Source organism: Photobacterium sp. GB-210, assembly GCF_003026075.1.
Lineage (GTDB): Bacteria > Pseudomonadota > Gammaproteobacteria > Enterobacterales > Vibrionaceae > Photobacterium.
On the sequence record NZ_PYNU01000022.1, the window covers coordinates 51,216 to 68,445 of the forward strand.

General features: G+C 39.1%; 14 protein-coding genes, 5 tRNA genes and 1 pseudogene. 12 read left to right on the forward strand and 8 right to left on the reverse strand.

The window, feature by feature from the left end; genetic code table 11:
* Positions 1 to 74 precede the first annotated feature (74 nt).
* Positions 75 to 1,397 carry an amino acid permease gene (locus C9J38_RS18180; RefSeq protein WP_158259522.1) on the reverse strand — a complete coding sequence of 441 codons (1,323 nt, stop codon included), beginning with the start codon at positions 1,395 to 1,397 and terminating at the stop codon, positions 75 to 77.
* Between the two features lie 118 nt (positions 1,398 to 1,515).
* Here C9J38_RS18180 and C9J38_RS21815 point away from each other — a divergent pair, with 118 nt between their 5' ends.
* The gene (locus C9J38_RS21815) at positions 1,516 to 1,653 is read left to right on the forward strand and encodes a hypothetical protein (protein ID WP_158259523.1); all 138 of its coding nucleotides are present in this window, start codon (positions 1,516 to 1,518) and stop codon (positions 1,651 to 1,653) included.
* 37 nt (positions 1,654 to 1,690) lie between these two features.
* On the opposite strand, the gene C9J38_RS18185 is transcribed toward C9J38_RS21815, so the two are convergent.
* Complete coding sequence (locus C9J38_RS18185) at positions 1,691 to 2,986, reverse strand: serine dehydratase subunit alpha family protein (protein ID WP_107208313.1); 1,296 nt, start codon at positions 2,984 to 2,986, stop codon at positions 1,691 to 1,693.
* 481 nt (positions 2,987 to 3,467) lie between these two features.
* On the opposite strand from C9J38_RS18185, the gene C9J38_RS18190 reads away from it, so the two are divergent.
* The 3 genes from C9J38_RS18190 (at position 3,468) to C9J38_RS18200 (ending at position 6,703) form a co-directional block, all read left to right on the forward strand.
* A complete protein-coding gene (locus C9J38_RS18190; RefSeq protein ID WP_107208314.1) occupies positions 3,468 to 4,835 on the forward strand; it encodes an NCS2 family permease in 1,368 nt (455 codons plus the stop codon).
* A 145-nt stretch (positions 4,836 to 4,980) separates the two neighbouring features.
* Positions 4,981 to 6,066 (forward strand): linear amide C-N hydrolase, encoded by a 1,086-nt coding sequence (locus C9J38_RS18195; RefSeq protein ID WP_107208315.1) that lies wholly within the window; start codon positions 4,981 to 4,983, stop codon positions 6,064 to 6,066.
* 451 nt (positions 6,067 to 6,517) lie between these two features.
* On the forward strand, positions 6,518 to 6,703 hold the full coding sequence (locus C9J38_RS18200) for a hypothetical protein (protein ID WP_045150501.1): 186 nt from the start codon (positions 6,518 to 6,520) through the stop codon (positions 6,701 to 6,703).
* A gap of 127 nt (positions 6,704 to 6,830) precedes the next feature.
* On the opposite strand, the gene C9J38_RS18205 is transcribed toward C9J38_RS18200, so the two are convergent.
* A complete protein-coding gene (locus tag C9J38_RS18205) occupies positions 6,831 to 7,073 on the reverse strand; it encodes a Rho-binding antiterminator (protein ID WP_107208316.1) in 243 nt (80 codons plus the stop codon).
* Between the two features lie 877 nt (positions 7,074 to 7,950).
* Here C9J38_RS18205 and C9J38_RS18210 point away from each other — a divergent pair.
* Complete coding sequence (locus tag C9J38_RS18210) at positions 7,951 to 9,666, forward strand: chitinase (RefSeq protein WP_107208317.1); 1,716 nt, start codon at positions 7,951 to 7,953, stop codon at positions 9,664 to 9,666.
* Positions 9,667 to 9,728: 62 nt separating this feature from the next.
* Here the strand turns inward: C9J38_RS18210 and C9J38_RS18215 are convergent, their stop codons facing one another.
* Both C9J38_RS18215 and C9J38_RS18220 read right to left on the reverse strand, forming a co-directional pair.
* Positions 9,729 to 10,283, reverse strand: coding sequence for a hypothetical protein (locus C9J38_RS18215; protein ID WP_107208318.1), 555 nt, complete (start codon positions 10,281 to 10,283; stop codon positions 9,729 to 9,731).
* Positions 10,284 to 10,288: 5 nt separating this feature from the next.
* Positions 10,289 to 12,430: an LruC domain-containing protein gene (locus C9J38_RS18220; protein ID WP_107208319.1), complete on the reverse strand. Its 2,142-nt coding sequence runs from the start codon at positions 12,428 to 12,430 to the stop codon at positions 10,289 to 10,291.
* 320 nt (positions 12,431 to 12,750) lie between these two features.
* Here C9J38_RS18220 and C9J38_RS18225 point away from each other — a divergent pair.
* The 5 genes from C9J38_RS18225 (at position 12,751) to C9J38_RS18245 (ending at position 13,233) form a co-directional block, all read left to right on the forward strand.
* Positions 12,751 to 12,841, forward strand: a tRNA-Ser gene (locus tag C9J38_RS18225).
* Between the two features lie 46 nt (positions 12,842 to 12,887).
* A tRNA-Thr gene (locus tag C9J38_RS18230) sits at positions 12,888 to 12,963 on the forward strand.
* A 9-nt stretch (positions 12,964 to 12,972) separates the two neighbouring features.
* A tRNA-Tyr gene (locus C9J38_RS18235) sits at positions 12,973 to 13,057 on the forward strand.
* Positions 13,058 to 13,076: 19 nt separating this feature from the next.
* Positions 13,077 to 13,151, forward strand: a tRNA-Gly gene (locus C9J38_RS18240).
* Positions 13,152 to 13,157: 6 nt separating this feature from the next.
* Positions 13,158 to 13,233 (forward strand) — tRNA-Asn (locus tag C9J38_RS18245).
* 154 nt (positions 13,234 to 13,387) lie between these two features.
* Here the strand turns inward: C9J38_RS18245 and C9J38_RS18250 are convergent.
* Positions 13,388 to 13,498, reverse strand: a pseudogene (locus tag C9J38_RS18250) (IS6 family transposase); the annotation flags it as partial.
* 228 nt (positions 13,499 to 13,726) lie between these two features.
* Here C9J38_RS18250 and C9J38_RS18255 point away from each other — a divergent pair.
* Together C9J38_RS18255 and C9J38_RS18260 are read left to right on the forward strand one after the other, a co-directional pair.
* Positions 13,727 to 14,032 (forward strand): hypothetical protein, encoded by a 306-nt coding sequence (locus C9J38_RS18255; RefSeq protein ID WP_107208320.1) that lies wholly within the window; start codon positions 13,727 to 13,729, stop codon positions 14,030 to 14,032.
* Positions 14,029 to 14,307, forward strand: a complete 279-nt coding sequence (locus C9J38_RS18260; RefSeq protein WP_107208321.1) for a hypothetical protein — start codon at positions 14,029 to 14,031, stop codon at positions 14,305 to 14,307. The genes C9J38_RS18255 and C9J38_RS18260 overlap by 4 nt, the downstream gene beginning before the upstream one ends.
* Before the next feature lie 94 nt (positions 14,308 to 14,401).
* Here C9J38_RS18260 and C9J38_RS18265 read toward each other — a convergent pair whose 3' ends face one another.
* The gene (locus C9J38_RS18265) at positions 14,402 to 14,659 is read right to left on the reverse strand and encodes a bacteriocin immunity protein (protein ID WP_199187157.1); all 258 of its coding nucleotides are present in this window, start codon (positions 14,657 to 14,659) and stop codon (positions 14,402 to 14,404) included.
* Positions 14,649 to 16,253, reverse strand: coding sequence for an S-type pyocin domain-containing protein (locus C9J38_RS18270; protein ID WP_107208323.1), 1,605 nt, complete (start codon positions 16,251 to 16,253; stop codon positions 14,649 to 14,651). The genes C9J38_RS18265 and C9J38_RS18270 overlap by 11 nt, the downstream gene beginning before the upstream one ends.
* Positions 16,254 to 17,230: the final 977 nt, after the last annotated feature.

A 17,230-nucleotide genomic window follows, 5' to 3' on the forward strand; every position in this document is an offset into this window, starting at 1 on the left:
AACGCCGTTGTATTGAAGCTTATTTAAGCTGCGTACAACGGCGTTTTTTGTGTCAGATATTTAGCTGCTAGCTATTAAAGGAAAGCTAATAGCGGCGAGATGCAGAGCAAAATACCGGTGAGGATGATCAAGTAGGTTGCAGTGCCTTTATATTTGTTCAATGATGGTACTTTGTATACCAAGTAGGCTGGGATCAAGCAGCCAACAATGCCGAAGATTGGTGAACAAATAGAAGTGAACGATAAGATCGGTAGATTCAATGCCACTGCCGCCCATGCGATCAGAATAATAAATACCGTCGTTAGTTTATTTACTAACTCAGTATTGATGTCGTGGTGAGCATACTTACGTTCAAGCATGTTCATTGCCAGCCCTTTACACGCCTCTTTAAACGCCAAGAACACCCCAAAGAACGACGTCACGACCGCAAAGATGTTGATCACGATACCGACGATTGTTGCCCAACTGCCTGGGAAGTAATGTGCAATCATCGCAAGGGCAGAGATATTTTCTTGCATCGCATGTTGTGCTTCAGACTGGCTGATCGCAAAGGTGAACGAGATGGCAAAGAAAAAGACCACCACAAACAAAATACTAAAGGCTATTTTCATCGCACGTGATGCTTTATAACGTGCCACTTCAATCGATTTTTCATGTGAGCGGTACGAAATCACCATTGGGCTCAACGATTGAATAAATAAAATCGAGGTTAAGGTAAAAGGTAGGGTGATGATTGCATCTTTAAGCATCTTGTCCCCGTCGCCAACAGCGGTAATATTGCTAAAATTCCATTGTGGGATCAGCAGTACGCCCATCACCGCGACTAAGGTGATCACCGTTACTGCCATAACCCCTGAGATCTTAAACAGGAACTTTTCACTTTTTGAGCCGATATAGCTCAGTAAGCAGATTAATGCTAAGCCATAGAAAATATTATGGTTTAAATGAGATTCAGTAACGCCAAAAGTATATAGGTACGAGGCACTGTCATTAGTGATGGCGAGAGAGTAAACCAATACCCAAATCACCAGCATGATGAAATATAAAATGCCTAATGCGATGCCCCAGTTTTTACCTAAGTAGCCGCTGATCACGCCTGGATAATCGGTACATTTCTTTGATTCAGCAAGAGTATTGATAAAGAGTTTCTGAAACAAATACATGGCAGGGTAGCCAATGACAGAAGACAGTAAAAAGACCCATAATCCCATAACGCCAACTTGTACTGGGAGAAAAACAATCCCAGCGCCAATGGCCATACCGATGCTCATGACAATCCAACCGACATCAACACTGTCGAATTTTGTTGCAGCCTTCCATTGTTGAAGTGTCATGTTTGCCTGTTGGTATAGGGGGACACTGGTGTTTGAAAGGGCGGTTTCTGTAGTAGGTTTCATTATATATTCCAGCTTATTATCATTGTTATGCTGACAGCGAATAGCTGGATTATGGATCTAGTCGTATAGTTACTAAATAACTAAAAGTTATAACATATAAGCTATGGAAGTATAAAAGATGCAATTAGGTGCTTTTAATGATTGTTTTACTTTTAGCGATGGCAGAAGAGGACAGAATGCTCTTTTAAAGAGGAAAAAAGAAAAGGCATTTAAGCGATTAAAAATAGGAAACCAGAGCAAAATAGCTCTGGTTTAGTCTTGTCGATTATTTATTAATCACATGTGTTAGAACATTATTTGTTAATCATAATATCAAGGATCTGAACATCAGTATGGGTCATAGCGCCATTTGCTAATGCAGATAAATTACGAATAGTCGTATCGACATCATCAGCGACAATGCCTTCATTGCCCGTTACTCGAATACCATCTAATGCCATTAAGGCAGACTTAACAGCAGATCCGGCAGCAGAAGAGACTTTCATCGCACAGCTGGCTTTTGCGCCGTCACAAATAATACCGGTGATATCTCCGATCATACTGCAAATCGCTGCACTGATTTGCTCCACATTTCCGCCCAATAACCATGTAATACCAGATACCGCCCCCATTGACGCAGTTGTTGCGCCGCATAATGCAGACAGCTTGTTTTGATAGCTTTTAATATAAATTGCCATTAAATGAGAAAGGATTAAGGCGCGGATCAAATGCTCATTATCAGCATTTACAAAATCGGCAACGACCACGACAGGCATGGTGGCGGCAATACCTTGGTTACCAGAGCCTGAATTACTCATCGCCGGTTTCATAGCTCCTCCCATACGCGCATCAGAAGCGGCAGCCGTGCGGAGTAATACATCGGTGAGTAGACCGCCTGATAATAAACCGCGATCAATGTTACGTTGAAATGTCGCGCCAATTTCTAATCCATATTGGCCCTTTAGCCCTTCACAAGATAATGCGTTATTGAGCTCATAAGCTTGTTCGATAAATTGAATATCAGTAATAGGCGCATTGGTCGCGAAATCAAAAATATCTTGAACGCCAGCATCACTAAAAGGTGAGTTCGATATTTCAACGACCTTTTGCTCGTTAGGTGACGCTTCGAAAACTGTAACACCATCAAGTTCAATACTGATCACTTGAGTATGGCTATCTGCGATAGTCACTGTCGCACAATGAGCTTGGTTATAAATACTTACCTTGGCATAAAGAATATTAGTGACATCAGCGACGTTAACCGTGACTTTATTGGCATCTAATAATGCTTTAGCTTGTTTAACGTTATCTGGCGTAATGTCCTTTAATACTTCTAATTTCGCTTGGCTATTGCCAGCCAGTGCACCTACAGCTGATGCAATAGCTAAACCTGCCATTCCCGTACCGGGTACCATGACGCCGATGCCATTTTTCATCAAATTAGGAGAAACACGCACATCAATATGGGTGATATTGCGTTCATGAAGTGGAAGTTGTTCCATCGCAATAGCAGCAGCAAGCGCCACAGACACAGGCTCTGTGCAGCCTAAAGCAGGAACAACATCACGTTTGATCACGTTAATAAATGCAGGCCAAAGATGGGTTTTCATAACTACTACCTTAATGTTCCAACCGGAGGAAAATAAACCGACAACGAAGAGAGGAGGCTTTATTTTTTTAATATCCTCTTTAACTTCATGGGTATTTGAATCGCTGCAAATATACGCTCGATAACGAAGAAATAAATTTCCTATTTAAATGTAAATTAAAGATAAAATAGAAAAATATTCTATTATTTTATTTATTGTTGAATGTTATGTTGTGTTTATCACATTTTTAGAGGTTATGTTTTTATCTAAATGATAAGTCCATTTAGGTAGTGGAGATAAAATGCAGAGTATTTCAACTGGAAAATTGATTTAACACTAGCGAATTGAGGCTATTTATAGGTATGATCACGTCGTCATAGAATGAAGGTTGGTGCTAGCATCAGCCTTTTATTTTGAATAGAAACGGAAACGTTTGCGTTAATTTGGCAATACATTAGATTTGCTGAAAAATATCGCTTTTTTGATCAAATAGGAATTTACCATGTCTGCTGATAGCACACATCAACGCCCTTCTCATTTAGAACCTAAGAGTAAACTAGATAGCTATTTTGAAATTACAGCTCGCGGCAGTAATGTCAAACAGGAAATAATTGCGGGTTTAACCACATTTCTAGCCATGGTGTATTCCGTGATTGTGGTGCCTAGCATGTTGGGTGCTGCGGGTTTTAATCAAGGGGCGGTTTTTATCGCAACCTGTTTAGTGGCTGCATTTGGTTCATTACTTATGGGGTTATGGGCGCGTTTACCGATGGCCATTGGTTGTGCTATTTCACTTACCGCATTTACTGCATTTAGCTTAGTACTAGGGCAAGACGTGAGTGTGCCTGTTGCCTTAGGTGCCGTATTCTTAATGGGGGTTGTCTTTACATTAATAACGGTAACGGGTGTGCGTACTTGGATCATGAAAAATATGCCCAATGGTATTGCTCATGGTACTGGGATTGGTATTGGATTATTTTTACTTTTGATTGCAGCGAATGGCGTTGGGCTAGTGATCAAAAATCCAGCTGAAGGCTTACCCGTTGCTTTTGGTGATTTCACCGCGTTTCCAGTCTTCATGTCTATTTTAGGCTTGGCGGCTATTTTAGGATTAGAAAAGCGCCGTGTTCCTGGTGGCATTTTATTAGTGATTATTGCCATTTCTATCATTGGTCTTATCTTTGATCCGAAAGTGACGTACCACGGCTTCTTTGCAATGCCGACATTTGGTCATGATGGCGAATCCTTATTAGGTACAATGGACATTATGGGTGCCCTAAACCCAGTTATTTTGCCTACAGTATTAGCACTTGTGATGACGGCAATTTTTGATGCAACAGGTACGATTCGTGCAGTAGCAGGACAGGCGAATTTACTTAACCAACGTGGTCATATTATCAATGGTGGTAAGGCATTAACGTCTGATTCTGTTAGTAGCATTTTTGCAGGCCTGGTTGGTGGTTCTCCTGCTGCGGTATACATTGAATCTGCGGCAGGTACAGCTGCTGGTGGTAAAACAGGCTTAACAGCAACTACAGTAGGTGTACTGTTCATCTTCATGTTGTTTCTTGCACCATTAAGCTACTTAGTCCCTTCCTATGCGACAGCGCCTGCACTGATGTATGTTGGCCTATTAATGCTAAGTAATGTTAGCAAGTTAGATATGGAAGATTCTGTTGATGCATTATCTGGCTTACTGTGTGCTGTTTTCATTGTTTTAACAAGTAATATTGTTACTGGTATTATGCTTGGTTTTACTGCATTAGTTATCGGTCGATTAGTTTCTGGTGAAGTGAAAAAGCTCAATATAGGTACTGTCGTTATTGCGATTGCCTTAGTTGTTTTCTATGCTGGCGGCTGGGCTATCTAGCGACTAGTTCTATAGTAAAGTATTTTTTAAGCCCACTAAAAGTGGGCTTTTTTATACATATCAACATATAACACGTTGTTTTTATTTTCCATAATGGACTATTATCAAGGATTAATTATATGCGTTCACATTCACAGGCATATTTATGAAAAAAACGATATTAACATTGCTGTTGGCGTCATGTTTTAGCTCCGCTGCAAGTGCTTGTACTGGAATTACACTTGGCACAACAGGCAATGATCATATTCAAGCTCGTACCATTGAGTGGGGTCATAGCGATTTAAATAGTAAGTTAATTGTTTCTCCTCGTAATTATAGCTATACCTCGATAATGCCAGATCAAAAGCAAGGGTTAACTTGGAAAAGTAAATATGGCTTTGCTGGGATCTCTGTTAGTGATGATCGTTTTATTGCTGAAGGTATTAACGAAAAAGGCTTAACGGCGGGTTTATTCTATTTCCGTGGTTATGGCTCACTTGCGAAATATGATCCTAACAATACCGCAAATAACATCACGGATATGGATTTTGTACGTTGGATGTTAAGTCAATATTCAACGGTTGCAGAAGTTGAAGCTGCGTTAAGTAAGATCAAGATTGTCACTGTTTACTTTGATGCTGAAGGTAACCCATCACCAACGGCGCACTGGCGTGTGTCGGATAAGCAAGGTAACAGCATCGTGATTGAGATAATGGATCACGGTAAGATAAATATTTATAAGAACACGGCTAAAGTGCTAACTAACTCGCCAGATTACAAGTGGCAGGTAACGAATTTAAATAACTATATTAACCTTCACCCGGGTATCAGTGCGCCACAAAAGATCAATGGGGTAGAAGCCCAATCGTTTGGTGTCGGCTCTAACTTTGTGGGCTTACCTGGTGATATTTCTCCACCGTCACGTTTTGTTCGCGCTGCATTCTATGTAAATAGCGCACCTGTATTAAAGACATCGCAAGAAGCAGTATCACAAGCTTTCCATATATTAAATAACTTCGATATTCCAATTGGCAGTGAGTTTAACGATAAGTCACACATCCCTGATTTACCAAGTGCGACTCAGTGGACATCTGTTATTGATCAAGGCAATGGTGAACTGTTCTATAAAACGATGCATGACAGTACTATTCGTCGTGTAGAGTTATCTAAATTAGATTTCAATGCGAAGACAGAACACAAGCAACCACTTGATAATGGTAAGTTTACTACTCAAGATGTAGTGATTAAATAACCACAAACACCTAGTCGCTATTATGAGGGCAACAGCATGTTGCCCTTTTTATTGTCTTTTTTGTGTCAAAAATGAAGCTATAAACGATCATTTTTGCAATCTTGCATTTTATTCATACTTGATCGCTAATTATTCACTACTATTATTGCGTACCCCATACTATTTATGCGCGATTGTGTCATTATTTAGTATCTTTTTATAATTTATATTATTGTTTTTAATAAACTTATTATTCTTCTTTAAAGAAGGTGTTGGGTTGCGTATTTATAACTCCTAAGATAAAACCAGAAAAAGATTAAAAAAATTTGAATCTACCATTTATGCACAACTAACGTTGCATTTTTATTGTAATGACAATTAATCAAAACGAGGTAAATTAAAAAGACCAACTGAGGAACCGCAAAGTGTTTCGGTAGGGTTGTTTAAAATATTCATTTAAGGTGCAGTCATTATGAAAGTAGTAGTAGAAATTTTAGAAGCAGGTAAATACCGTGATGTTGCTTGGGAAGGTCAATTTGTATCAGTGAAAGGTGAGCTACGCGCTGTTACACCTTCATATGCAGCACAGTTGATCAAACAATCTAAAGCGTCGTTATACACAGATGCTAATGGTGAAATGGCGTTTACTTATAAATAACTTAAATATGTTAAATAGTATATTTAAGTTTTTTGGTTAATAAAAAGGTGACTTATTATTCAAGTCACCTTTTTTGTTTTTTACTTGCATAGATGAGTGAAAATTAACCACTATTTACAATGTAAATTTAAAAATTAACCGTCTCAAAATGTGGATTCGCGGTGAGTGCCTGCATAGAGGCGAGATGATCGAGAACTATTGTTGAAACGGTATTATTCATTTTCAATTCGATACATTCTTCTCGCTGCGCGTTATAACAAGTATCTTGGGCGATCCCTGAAATTTTATCTCCATTTTTATACGTTAAACTCACATCAAGGTGGAGCATGCAGGCTATCTCAATATAGTCATGTTGATGACAACTGATCATTATTATTGCTCCTTAAATTACCGTTCACGACTATTTTAGATTACTCCCAGCGTTCAAGAAATTCAAAATATATACCTTAATAATCCCAATATGGTGATTTAGAAAGAGCACGTGATAGACGATGAGAAATATTGATTGTTATCACTGAAGTAAAATTAACTTAATCTTTTAGTGAGTATTACTGGGTTTATTTTAGCGTTAAGAAACATTGCTATAGGGCACTTTGCAATGTGTGATTATGTATAAACACATTAAAAATAAAATTCGAAATTATATTTTTAATGTGTTTGATATTACAATCATTGGATTTTTATATTATTTATAACGATAAATCTTCTGCTTATAAATTACTTTCTATAATAATAAATAATGAAAGTAGACTTTTCTCTGAGTAAACCTTAATTATTAATATTTTTGTTATTTAATGTGATCATACTCTAAATATATTAATCATAACGATGTGCAACTAAACTCATCTATTGTCTATTGCCAACCATATATTAAATGAATAAGTTAAAATCTTTATTTTTCAATGTTTTATTTGTTGCCTGTTGGCTTTGGGGTTTTCAAATAAAATAACAACAAATAGACTTTGCTAGCTTTCATTATTATGTTTTCAAATTTTGTGTACAGTGTGACAGCCAAAGATATTAATGGAATAAGTTTATTACAGCGTACATAAAAACAAGTTATGTAACACGGTTTTAACAATGGGACGTTGCCGTTATTAAGTAATTATTTGTAAATGTACTGATAGCTAAGATGAGTTTTGAATATTAAAAATTATTAGTGTCGCATTAAATAAAACTGTTTGGTGAGCATGGCGACTTATTTTAGCTCTGAAAGATAGATAATTCGTACTGAAAAGGAATTTATAATGGCGAAAATAAGTCAATTAGCATTACTGATTGCTGGTTTATCCGCGACAAGCAGTTATGCGATGAATCCACAGCCTGATCCCGAAAATCCAGGTGGCTACATCATTGAACGGGCAGAAATAACAGCCGCAGAAGATGCAAAGACGTTAGATCCTATGTATGACGTTTGGGCTAAAGCACTCGAAACACGCCCAAATACAGAGGTTGAAGCGATCTACCCTGATGCTTCAAGCAACCCAGATAACGTAAAACGTGTTGAGCGAGTTTTTCCTGAAACAGAGTGGAATTTCTTGACACAAATGGCAGCGCCTGAATATACCTATACCCGTTTTCTACGCGCAATTGGTAAGTTTCCTGCATTCTGTGGCGACTATACCGACGGACGTAATGCTGATGAAATTTGTAAAACCTCTATCGTGACGGCATTTGCCCATTTCTCACAAGAAACGGGCGGCCATATCAGTATCGATAATTATTCGGATAACCCACTGGCATTAGAAGAATGGCAGCAAGCCCTCGTTCATGTACGCGAAATGGGCTGGTCTGAAGGTCAAGCGGGTTATACTACAGGTTGTGGGCAAGATGATTGGCAAAATAAACGTTGGCCATGTGCTGACGGTGAAGGTTATTTTGGCCGAGGCGCTAAACAGCTCTCTTACCATTTTAATTATGGCGCTTTCTCGGAAGTAATGTTTGATGGCGATGCAACGGTATTATTAAATGATCCGGGGCGTGTTGCTGATTCATGGCTGAACCTTGCCTCTGCGATTTGGTTTTTCTTAACCCCACAAGCCCCTAAGCCTGCGATGCTTCATGTAATTGATCGTACATGGAAACCATCACAACGTGAAATTGATGCCGGTATTACCTATGGCTTTGGTACCACTATTAATGTGATCAATGGCGGTATCGAATGTGGTGAGCAAAACAGAGAGAAAGGACAACCTGTTAACCGTATTCGTTACTGGGAAGGTTTAGCCGAGCATTATGAAATTGCTATTGCAGAAGATGAGAAAAACACCTGCTGGCAGCAAACACCCTATGGTAGTTTAAATCTTAATGGTGCCACTGACGTGCTTTACACCAACTGGGATGCGAACTGGAAATATTATTCTGATCGTCCAGGCGGTGTTTCTTTTGAATGTGAATTAGTCGGTTTTCAAACGGCGTATTCAGCTTTAGTTGAAGGTGATTACGAAAAATGTGTCGCGAATGCATATGGCTCTCACGCCAATTGGCCTGATGTGCGTGTAGTTGATAAATTACCTGATACAGATAAGCCTGTGGATCCTGTAGACCCGCCAGTCGATGGTGTGGATACATGGCAAAGCAATAAAGTTTACACTGGTGGCGATAAAGTCAGTTACCAAGGGGCTGTCTATAAAGCGAAGTGGTGGACACAAGGCGATAACCCTGCAAGTGGTGGTCCTTGGGCGCTAGAAAGTGGTACACCAGTGACTCCTGAGCCAGTTGATCCAATCGAACCTCCTGTTGATCCTGTTACGCCAGTCGAACCTGTTGATCCAGTTATTCCTGTTGATCCTGTGGTTCCTTTAGAGCCCGTTGATCCTCCTGCAACTGATACACCTGCATGGAATGTAGGAGCTGTGTATGTTGGTGGCGACAAAGTCAGTTATCAAGGAAGTGAATATAAAGCGAAGTGGTGGACGCAAGGGAATAAACCCGATGCTGGGAGCCCTTGGCAAAAGTTGTAATAAAAACTAACAATTAGAGAAAGCCCGAAAGATAAACATAAAATGTCTTTCGGGCTTTTGTTTTATAAATTAATACGTTCAATAGGAAATGTGATCGCTTTTTGTGTAATAATTTGATTATCATTCAGTGAGATTATCTCAATAAGCAGCTTGTTAATATCTGGCGTTAAAAATAGGCTGCCCTCATAATTTGCTTCAGTAATAGCTGTTGCCATGACTCTATCATCATGATTAACAATGTAATTACCGTCATCATCAGTGCTATAATTTCGATAAATATTGACATAGACATCTTCAAATATTGGATTAGTAATGTTTAAGGGGATCGTTGTGATATTGCCCGAAAAATTAATATTACTCGCCTCTAATTCTGGAAAGTTGTCTTCATCTTGCTCCGTTAAATCGTCATCACTAATATTATCAATATCGTCACTTTCACCGTTATCTATATTATCGTCATCGCTATCTTTCACTGGAAAAAAGATAGGGGGTTGCACCTGAGCACTGGTATCACTTTCTGTTTCTATAGGCTGATTGGTTTGATCGGATGAACTTTCGCTTAAACAACCAGTAAAGATCCAAGTGATGAGTAGTAACAGTAATCGAGAGTTTTTCATAAGTATTACTCCACTGTCAGAGAATATACGTTTAAGGGATCAGGGTGCATAAACCATGTATCATGTTCACTGTCATTATTGTTGAGATAGTTTTTGATATCAGGGTAGGCAGATAAAATACTTTTCCCTTCTACCGGATTATTCCAATTAGCAGGTATTAAAATCGCAAATGGGATCCCTGATTTATTTTTATAACTGTCGCAGCTTTTTTGAATACCACAATTGGTGCTGGCATCGCCTGAATCATCATTACCACTTTTGAATAAATTTGGATTAGCCTTGATTGTTGGAGAAAAGTCCTTCAAATGAATTTCTAGACTTCGAGAAGGCGGGGCTAGAAAACCATGATTATCATTGGGCGAAGCAAAAATAAATGGATTTAAATATGGAGATAAATCTTTAGGGTAGGTAACAGGTTCATTGAATTTAATTTTCATTGAAGCTTTTACTGTTACATTTTTATCTAATTCACAATTAGGATCTACGCGTAAAAACCCGTTGTCACATTCAGAAGAAAAGTATTGCTTTAATGAGTCAGTGACAATCAAAACGGCGTCATCATCTGGGCTGTCAGTTGCTTCTACAATACTTGCTTGGTATGCATTATTTACGACAACATAGCTGTTTTCGGTATCAACACTCGAAGAGGTAACGCCGTCTAATTTAATAGCGAAACCATTATTATATTCCCCACCATAGGCCTGTAATTCAATATCAATGTTCAGTTGTGAAAGTTTGCCAGTAGTGGCTTCTTGTACATGTCCAACACGGTATCTCAGTACGACATCATTAAAATCAAAATCATCTTCATTGGGCCAGCGGTCTTCAAACGCGAGAGTGGCATAGCTTCCTTGAGAAGGAAACCAAGAATAACTTTCTTGTTTATCATAGCTGGTAATTGCAATAGGGTAGTCTTCGACTTCTCCTCGTTCACCACGCCCTAGATATGAAATATTTGGATCTTCATTTAGCCTAAAGCGAACCCATGTTTGATCTGTTAAGCTTGCATCACTTGGAACGTCGATAGCAAGGTGGTGGGTGCCTCCGAGCAGTGAGACATTTTGGAGAACATTCTCGTTAGGGTCATTAAAGTTACCATTGTTATTCCAGTCAACCCACGCAGATAGATATCCAGTTAAAAAGCCGCCGACTTTTGCAGTAAAAAAAGAGGTTGAGCCTTGATTTAAACTCATAGTTGCGAAAGTTATCCCTTGTTCATCATCACTGTCATTATTATCATCAAACGCAGGATAAAGTTGTGCGAGCAGATCTTCATCAGGTTTACTTCCTAAGTAAAGATGAGAAGACACTTGATGATGCGCACCATTGACAGAAACTGAAGTACCATAAGAATTTGGTGCATCCCCAAAATCATAACCTTTTATAGCGAGTGTCATATCACGACAACGAGCTATATCAATCGTGCTACTCACATTTGTTAGGGAAGGTAAGGAAATATAACGGAAACTTTCTTGTTCATTGAGGGGAGTGATATCATCAAAAAGGTATAACTCTCCTGTTTTAGAATCAATAATGTATAACATTCCATTAGCATCGAAAAACTGACCACTAAAATTACGTAATCCTTGAAGCCCTGTTGATTGTGATAGTTCTACTTTGTTATCTTCTAACGATTGTGAAAGATCAAATCGGTGAATATTTCTACTATTATCAACAGCATAAACAACCCCCTCAGGATGAATAGCTAGATCTGCCAGTGTATAAAAAGCGAGTTCCTTTTTTAATACTTGGGTTGCTTGCTTCGTTGATAAATTAATGCGCCATATACCTTCCTGTTTGGCATAGAGGTACAAGTTATCGTTATGAACATCGCCTGCGGTGTAATCATGTTCGGGTAAATCAACTATATCTAACTCATCGGCGTTGAAACCATTATCAATGCGCACTACTTTTTTATCTATTACTCCATATAAATAACCATCGAGAGTATTGAAACCCACTGCATCATAACTATTAGGTATCAAGCCTGAGTTATTTGTTTGTCGATCAATATTAATGAATGAGACATTCGCAGTATCATGAAAGAAATAGCCTGTCTGGTTACATGAAAATGAGTTTGCCAGGCTATTACTCATGAAGGAGGCAAACAAAAAAAATGAAAAAAATATGTACAGATAGCGTTTCATCGTTACCCCACTTCCAGTTAGTGTTTGAAACATCCTTAGTTAAGAATCAACTTTAATGCCAGTTAAACGTACACACATAACAATAGGTTATGGCGCTTTACACTTTTGTTATTCTCATTTTTGCAAAACGCTATGAATTTTAAGACAGTGTTTATTTGTAATATGAGTCTTTTAAAAAACTGAAAAGCAGTAAATCGCAGGGGAGTGATGTTTTTTTGAATGACTACCTCATATTTGATTGATAATTGACTAATTGATTTTTTTTTCAAAATATTCCCTTTACAGCAGCAAGTTAGCTCGATATTATTCATCGCACTTACGGAGAGATGGCTGAGTGGTTGAAAGCACCGGTCTTGAAAACCGGCATACGTTTATAGCGTATCTAGGGTTCAAATCCCTATCTCTCCGCCATATTTAATTGTTAAGCTTTGGCTTGATGATAAAACGAAATTTTAGTGCCGACTTAGCTCAGTAGGTAGAGCAACTGACTTGTAATCAGTAGGTCACCAGTTCGACTCCGGTAGTCGGCACCATTAAATTTCGGTGGGGTTCCCGAGTGGCCAAAGGGAGCAGATTGTAAATCTGCCGGCACTGCCTTCGAAGGTTCGAATCCTTCCCCCACCACCATAATTTGCAGAGATGCTTAGCAGGCATCGTATAATGGCTATTACCTCAGCCTTCCAAGCTGATGATGCGGGTTCGATTCCCGCTGCCTGCTCCAAACAATTCCTCCTTAGTTCAGTCGGTAGAACGGCGGACTGTTAATCCGTATGTCGCTGGTTCAAGTCCAGCAGGAGGAGCCAAATAAAAAAGCCCGCAAGCAATTGCGGGCTTTTTTACGTCTGTAAAAAATCACTTAAAAAATGCTCGGTGACCAAACGGTGACCACCATTTTTTGTAGGCTGGGGCTGTTGCAAATAATTTAACGGGTATATTGAGCCTACAATTAACTTTAAATTACGCGTAAATCGCATCAACATTAAAGAGACGATTCATAAAGGCGGATCTATCCTGTACTTTTGTTTTAGGTTAATCATGACGTAGCCAAAAATCAAATTGCCACTTATTTTACATTCGTTTGCTGTGCTAAGTGTCGCTAAGGTGTGTGCCGTTTCCATGTGCTTTTTGTTTTCTCCTTATTGTTCTCATCGCTTTTTCACGGGCTGTAACGTTGCACAGCAGAACCTCTAAAACAAGGGTGAAATACACGCTACGCGCCCTTGCTTTAAAGAACCTGCAGTGCCTCGAAAAAGTTAGGCGAAAACGGCGATGCGAAACCCCATAAGGAGAAAAGCGATGGCACATTCCAACTCACACTCACCAAGCTTCACTAAGTCACATCAACCGAGCAGCGTATCACCGCTGCACCACTCAGGCTCTACAACGATGAGCGACAGAGCCTGCGATTACCTCATTGATAAACGTCTGCACCAACTCTATACCCGACTGCGCGAATGTAACCCAAGCGTATTGGATATGGTGAATGCGCTTAATTTTGTGTTGCGACAATACCCCGCATTAGGGCCGGTAATTGGTACTTGTCACGATCTGGAATGTTTTATTGAAGCGGTAGAAAGTTACGATCAGGAGGGCGCGCTATGAGTCAACCGTATTATATGGCAATAGCCAAAACCATTTTAAGCCAACTCGGTGGTAACCGTTTTATTACCATGACCGGTGCGAAACATTTTGTCGGCCTTACCGAACCAGGGCTGCAATTTGATTTACCTACGGATATAAGGGCAACCAACAAAGTGACACGGTTACGGGTAATTTTAGATTCGAGTGATACCTATACGGTGATCAGCTTTCGTAAAAAGCGTGGCCAACTTTACCGAAATGACGGGGCTGTATACGTCGTTGTAGGTGTGCGGTAAGTGTTAAAAAGCCCTGCAAAGCAGGGCTTTTTAACAGTATAGGTATTTATGCGTACTGAATCGGAAGTTACTGTAGTGCTAATATTCTTTGTTTCTATTCAACTTTAAATAACGGTAAGCCTTGAGACTTTCGCCATTCTTTTATGATTTTCGTAATACCTTCAGGAGAACAATTAGCTTCATTATCAGGGTAATATATTAAATCTGTTCCATCTGGGTGCTCAGTTAATAATTCAAACTTCTCCAGCAAAGTATCTAACTTATCATCGTTAAAAGCAGTATTCTCTTTAAAAATCAGATCCATAAGTTCAACAAACTCACTTTCTGTATAATCTTGTATTTTAGATTTCATTCTTATGTATCCTAATATGATTTTTTGCGGTGACTATTCTTAAGTTATCAACATTATAAACTTCACCTCCATATTGTATTTCTTCAATGTGGTGGATTTCAAAAGAATTTCGCTTTCCAACTTTATCAATACTTCTTGTTTTAGGTGACTTACCTAATAATATTCGATTCTGGTTTTGTTTATTAAATTGACTCATTAGAAATTCATCTTTAGAGACCTCAACCCAAAATGCTTTTCTAAACACATCAAAACTTGAAAACTCTCTGCCTCTTAATTTATCGGCTATCTGGGACGGTATTGGTGCTCCTAATCCTTGTCCTGCTTTTTCTAACCAGATCCCTGTTATATCTTCACCTTTCCCAGTAACAACTCCTGGCTCATTACGAGCGGTTGTCTTAAAGACCAGATACAGAGGCTCAATCCCTGAACCTTCAGGGAACACAAGAATTCTATCTTGCCAATCACTCTCTGCAGGCATAGGTAATACAGTCGATGAGTCATTAACCGCATCACTGAGTGGATTAACCCAAATATCATCGAATGACACACCATCATCTTGAGACGGCGTTGTATGGGGCACTTGATTTCCTGTCTCGTCTGGTGACCAATATATCGTTGGGCCACCTTCTTCTAGTGCGACTGAATATTGACCTTGTGCGTTCTGACCCACATACCGAACAGGTACTTTGTCGTCACCATCGCCAACATGAAAAGCTCTGACTGTAGGGTAAACATCATCACCTTCGGGTTCTATTATCTGCACACGAATACGGCTTTTGACTTCTTGCATTTGCCTTAATTCTTCTTCTGTATGCTGCGTATCATCAGGAAACTGCAAGGCTTTAAACAGCATTAAAGAGAAATTGATAACAGGTGAGGTTTCAACAACAAAGCGTAAGTTATCGAGTGATTTATCCTTAAACTTTCCCGCAACCTGAGTCAGTGCGCGTGCCGCTTTATCATTATTTGATTGGTTTTGTGTTCCTGCGGCCATCGTCGCACTACTAGAAACGACTGGAGGCGGTATAGCAAGAGGCATTGCCTCTGCTGAACTTATAAATAGTCCCCAAGGATTAAAACTATTTTTAATCGATTCTTTTTTTTGGCACGCATCGGTATTGCCAAAAGGTTGTGAGCACGATTTAGCGAAAACTTTATCAAACTTTGCCTTATTGAAGTTATCGTCAACCTTAGGAAGTTCATAATGACTTGGTGGTGTAGGAACTACAGATTCGGGCTTATAAGTTGGCATAGGTTTAGGTGAATGAATGGCACTTCCAGATTTAGCGACTGACCCTCCTGAATAATGACCAGAAAAGCGATGTCCAATTTTCTTAGCTCCATGCTCAGTAAGTAAAGGTGCATTAGATTTTGATAATGAAAAACCTTTCCCTTCGCGCAAAAGTAGAGGCGATGAGGGAGAGTCCACAATCAGCGCACTCTCACCACTTTCTAACTCACTACGAATAGAGCTCGAACTTTTTCCCAAAGATAACGCGGCTAATTCACTATCTGAAAACTGAGCCCAATCTCCTTCAATCCTTGAAGCTTCATCAAAACCAAGCTGATCGACATTAACGATTTTTCCATTCATAAGTATATAAAGCAAAACTAACCAAAAGAGTGGTTAAAATACACGTAAAAATACCGAGGCAATAATTTGCCCGAAAGTAGCTCTATTTAACAATAAACATCTTTCACGCACCTCGAAATCATCGTTCGCGTGAATTTGATGGTGAAACAGGTGTTTTACGTAGAGAGCCAATTTCTAATAGTTACTTTTTTGATGTAGTTATTAAGTAACCGTTTTTAACATTTACCGTTGTGAGTTTTTCATTTGTTTCGCTCCTGATTGGGAGCGTTTTTGATGAATTTGTTACTTGTTGATACTCAGATGATAAGGCTCGCCAGCGAGACTTATCATTTAAAACCAAACCCTTACACCATCACGTTAAAGCTCCTTCGTGTGAAAAGCCGCAATACAACTACTTGTGACGTTTCGAGTTTCGCATGCGAACTTTCACAAGTGAAAATTATGTGTACGCATGAACGTTAAATTTCCGGGAAATTTTGGAAATATATTAGGTGGGTTATGGTGGTTACGCTAAATATCTTTTATAAGGAATGAGTAATGACCAAAAACGTCAGCTTCGTAATATCAGTAATAGCGATAACTCTATACGTACTGTATGAAGTTATTTAACGAAAATACCGCCTTAGATTAGGCGGTATTTCATAGTGTGGCATAGAAAAGCAAACCCACCGCCCATCCTAGGCTGGCGGGTAAAGAGATAAAGGAGGAAAATCTCTCGTAATCTATTAAACAATACTATTCATGAATCTAAAGTGAACTGGATATTTACAGGTATGCTTTACGTTTCTCACCATGATCAAAATTATGTATCTAAATCGAACCGATATGCGGCAACGTCCAGACATAACAATGTAGTGGTCAACAAATACTAGCCACGGTTTTAGAGGTTAACCAATATAATCGTTCTGATTCATTCGGTGTTAATCCGCCATTATATTGATGTGGTCGTAATTGGCTGTAATAACCAATAATATATC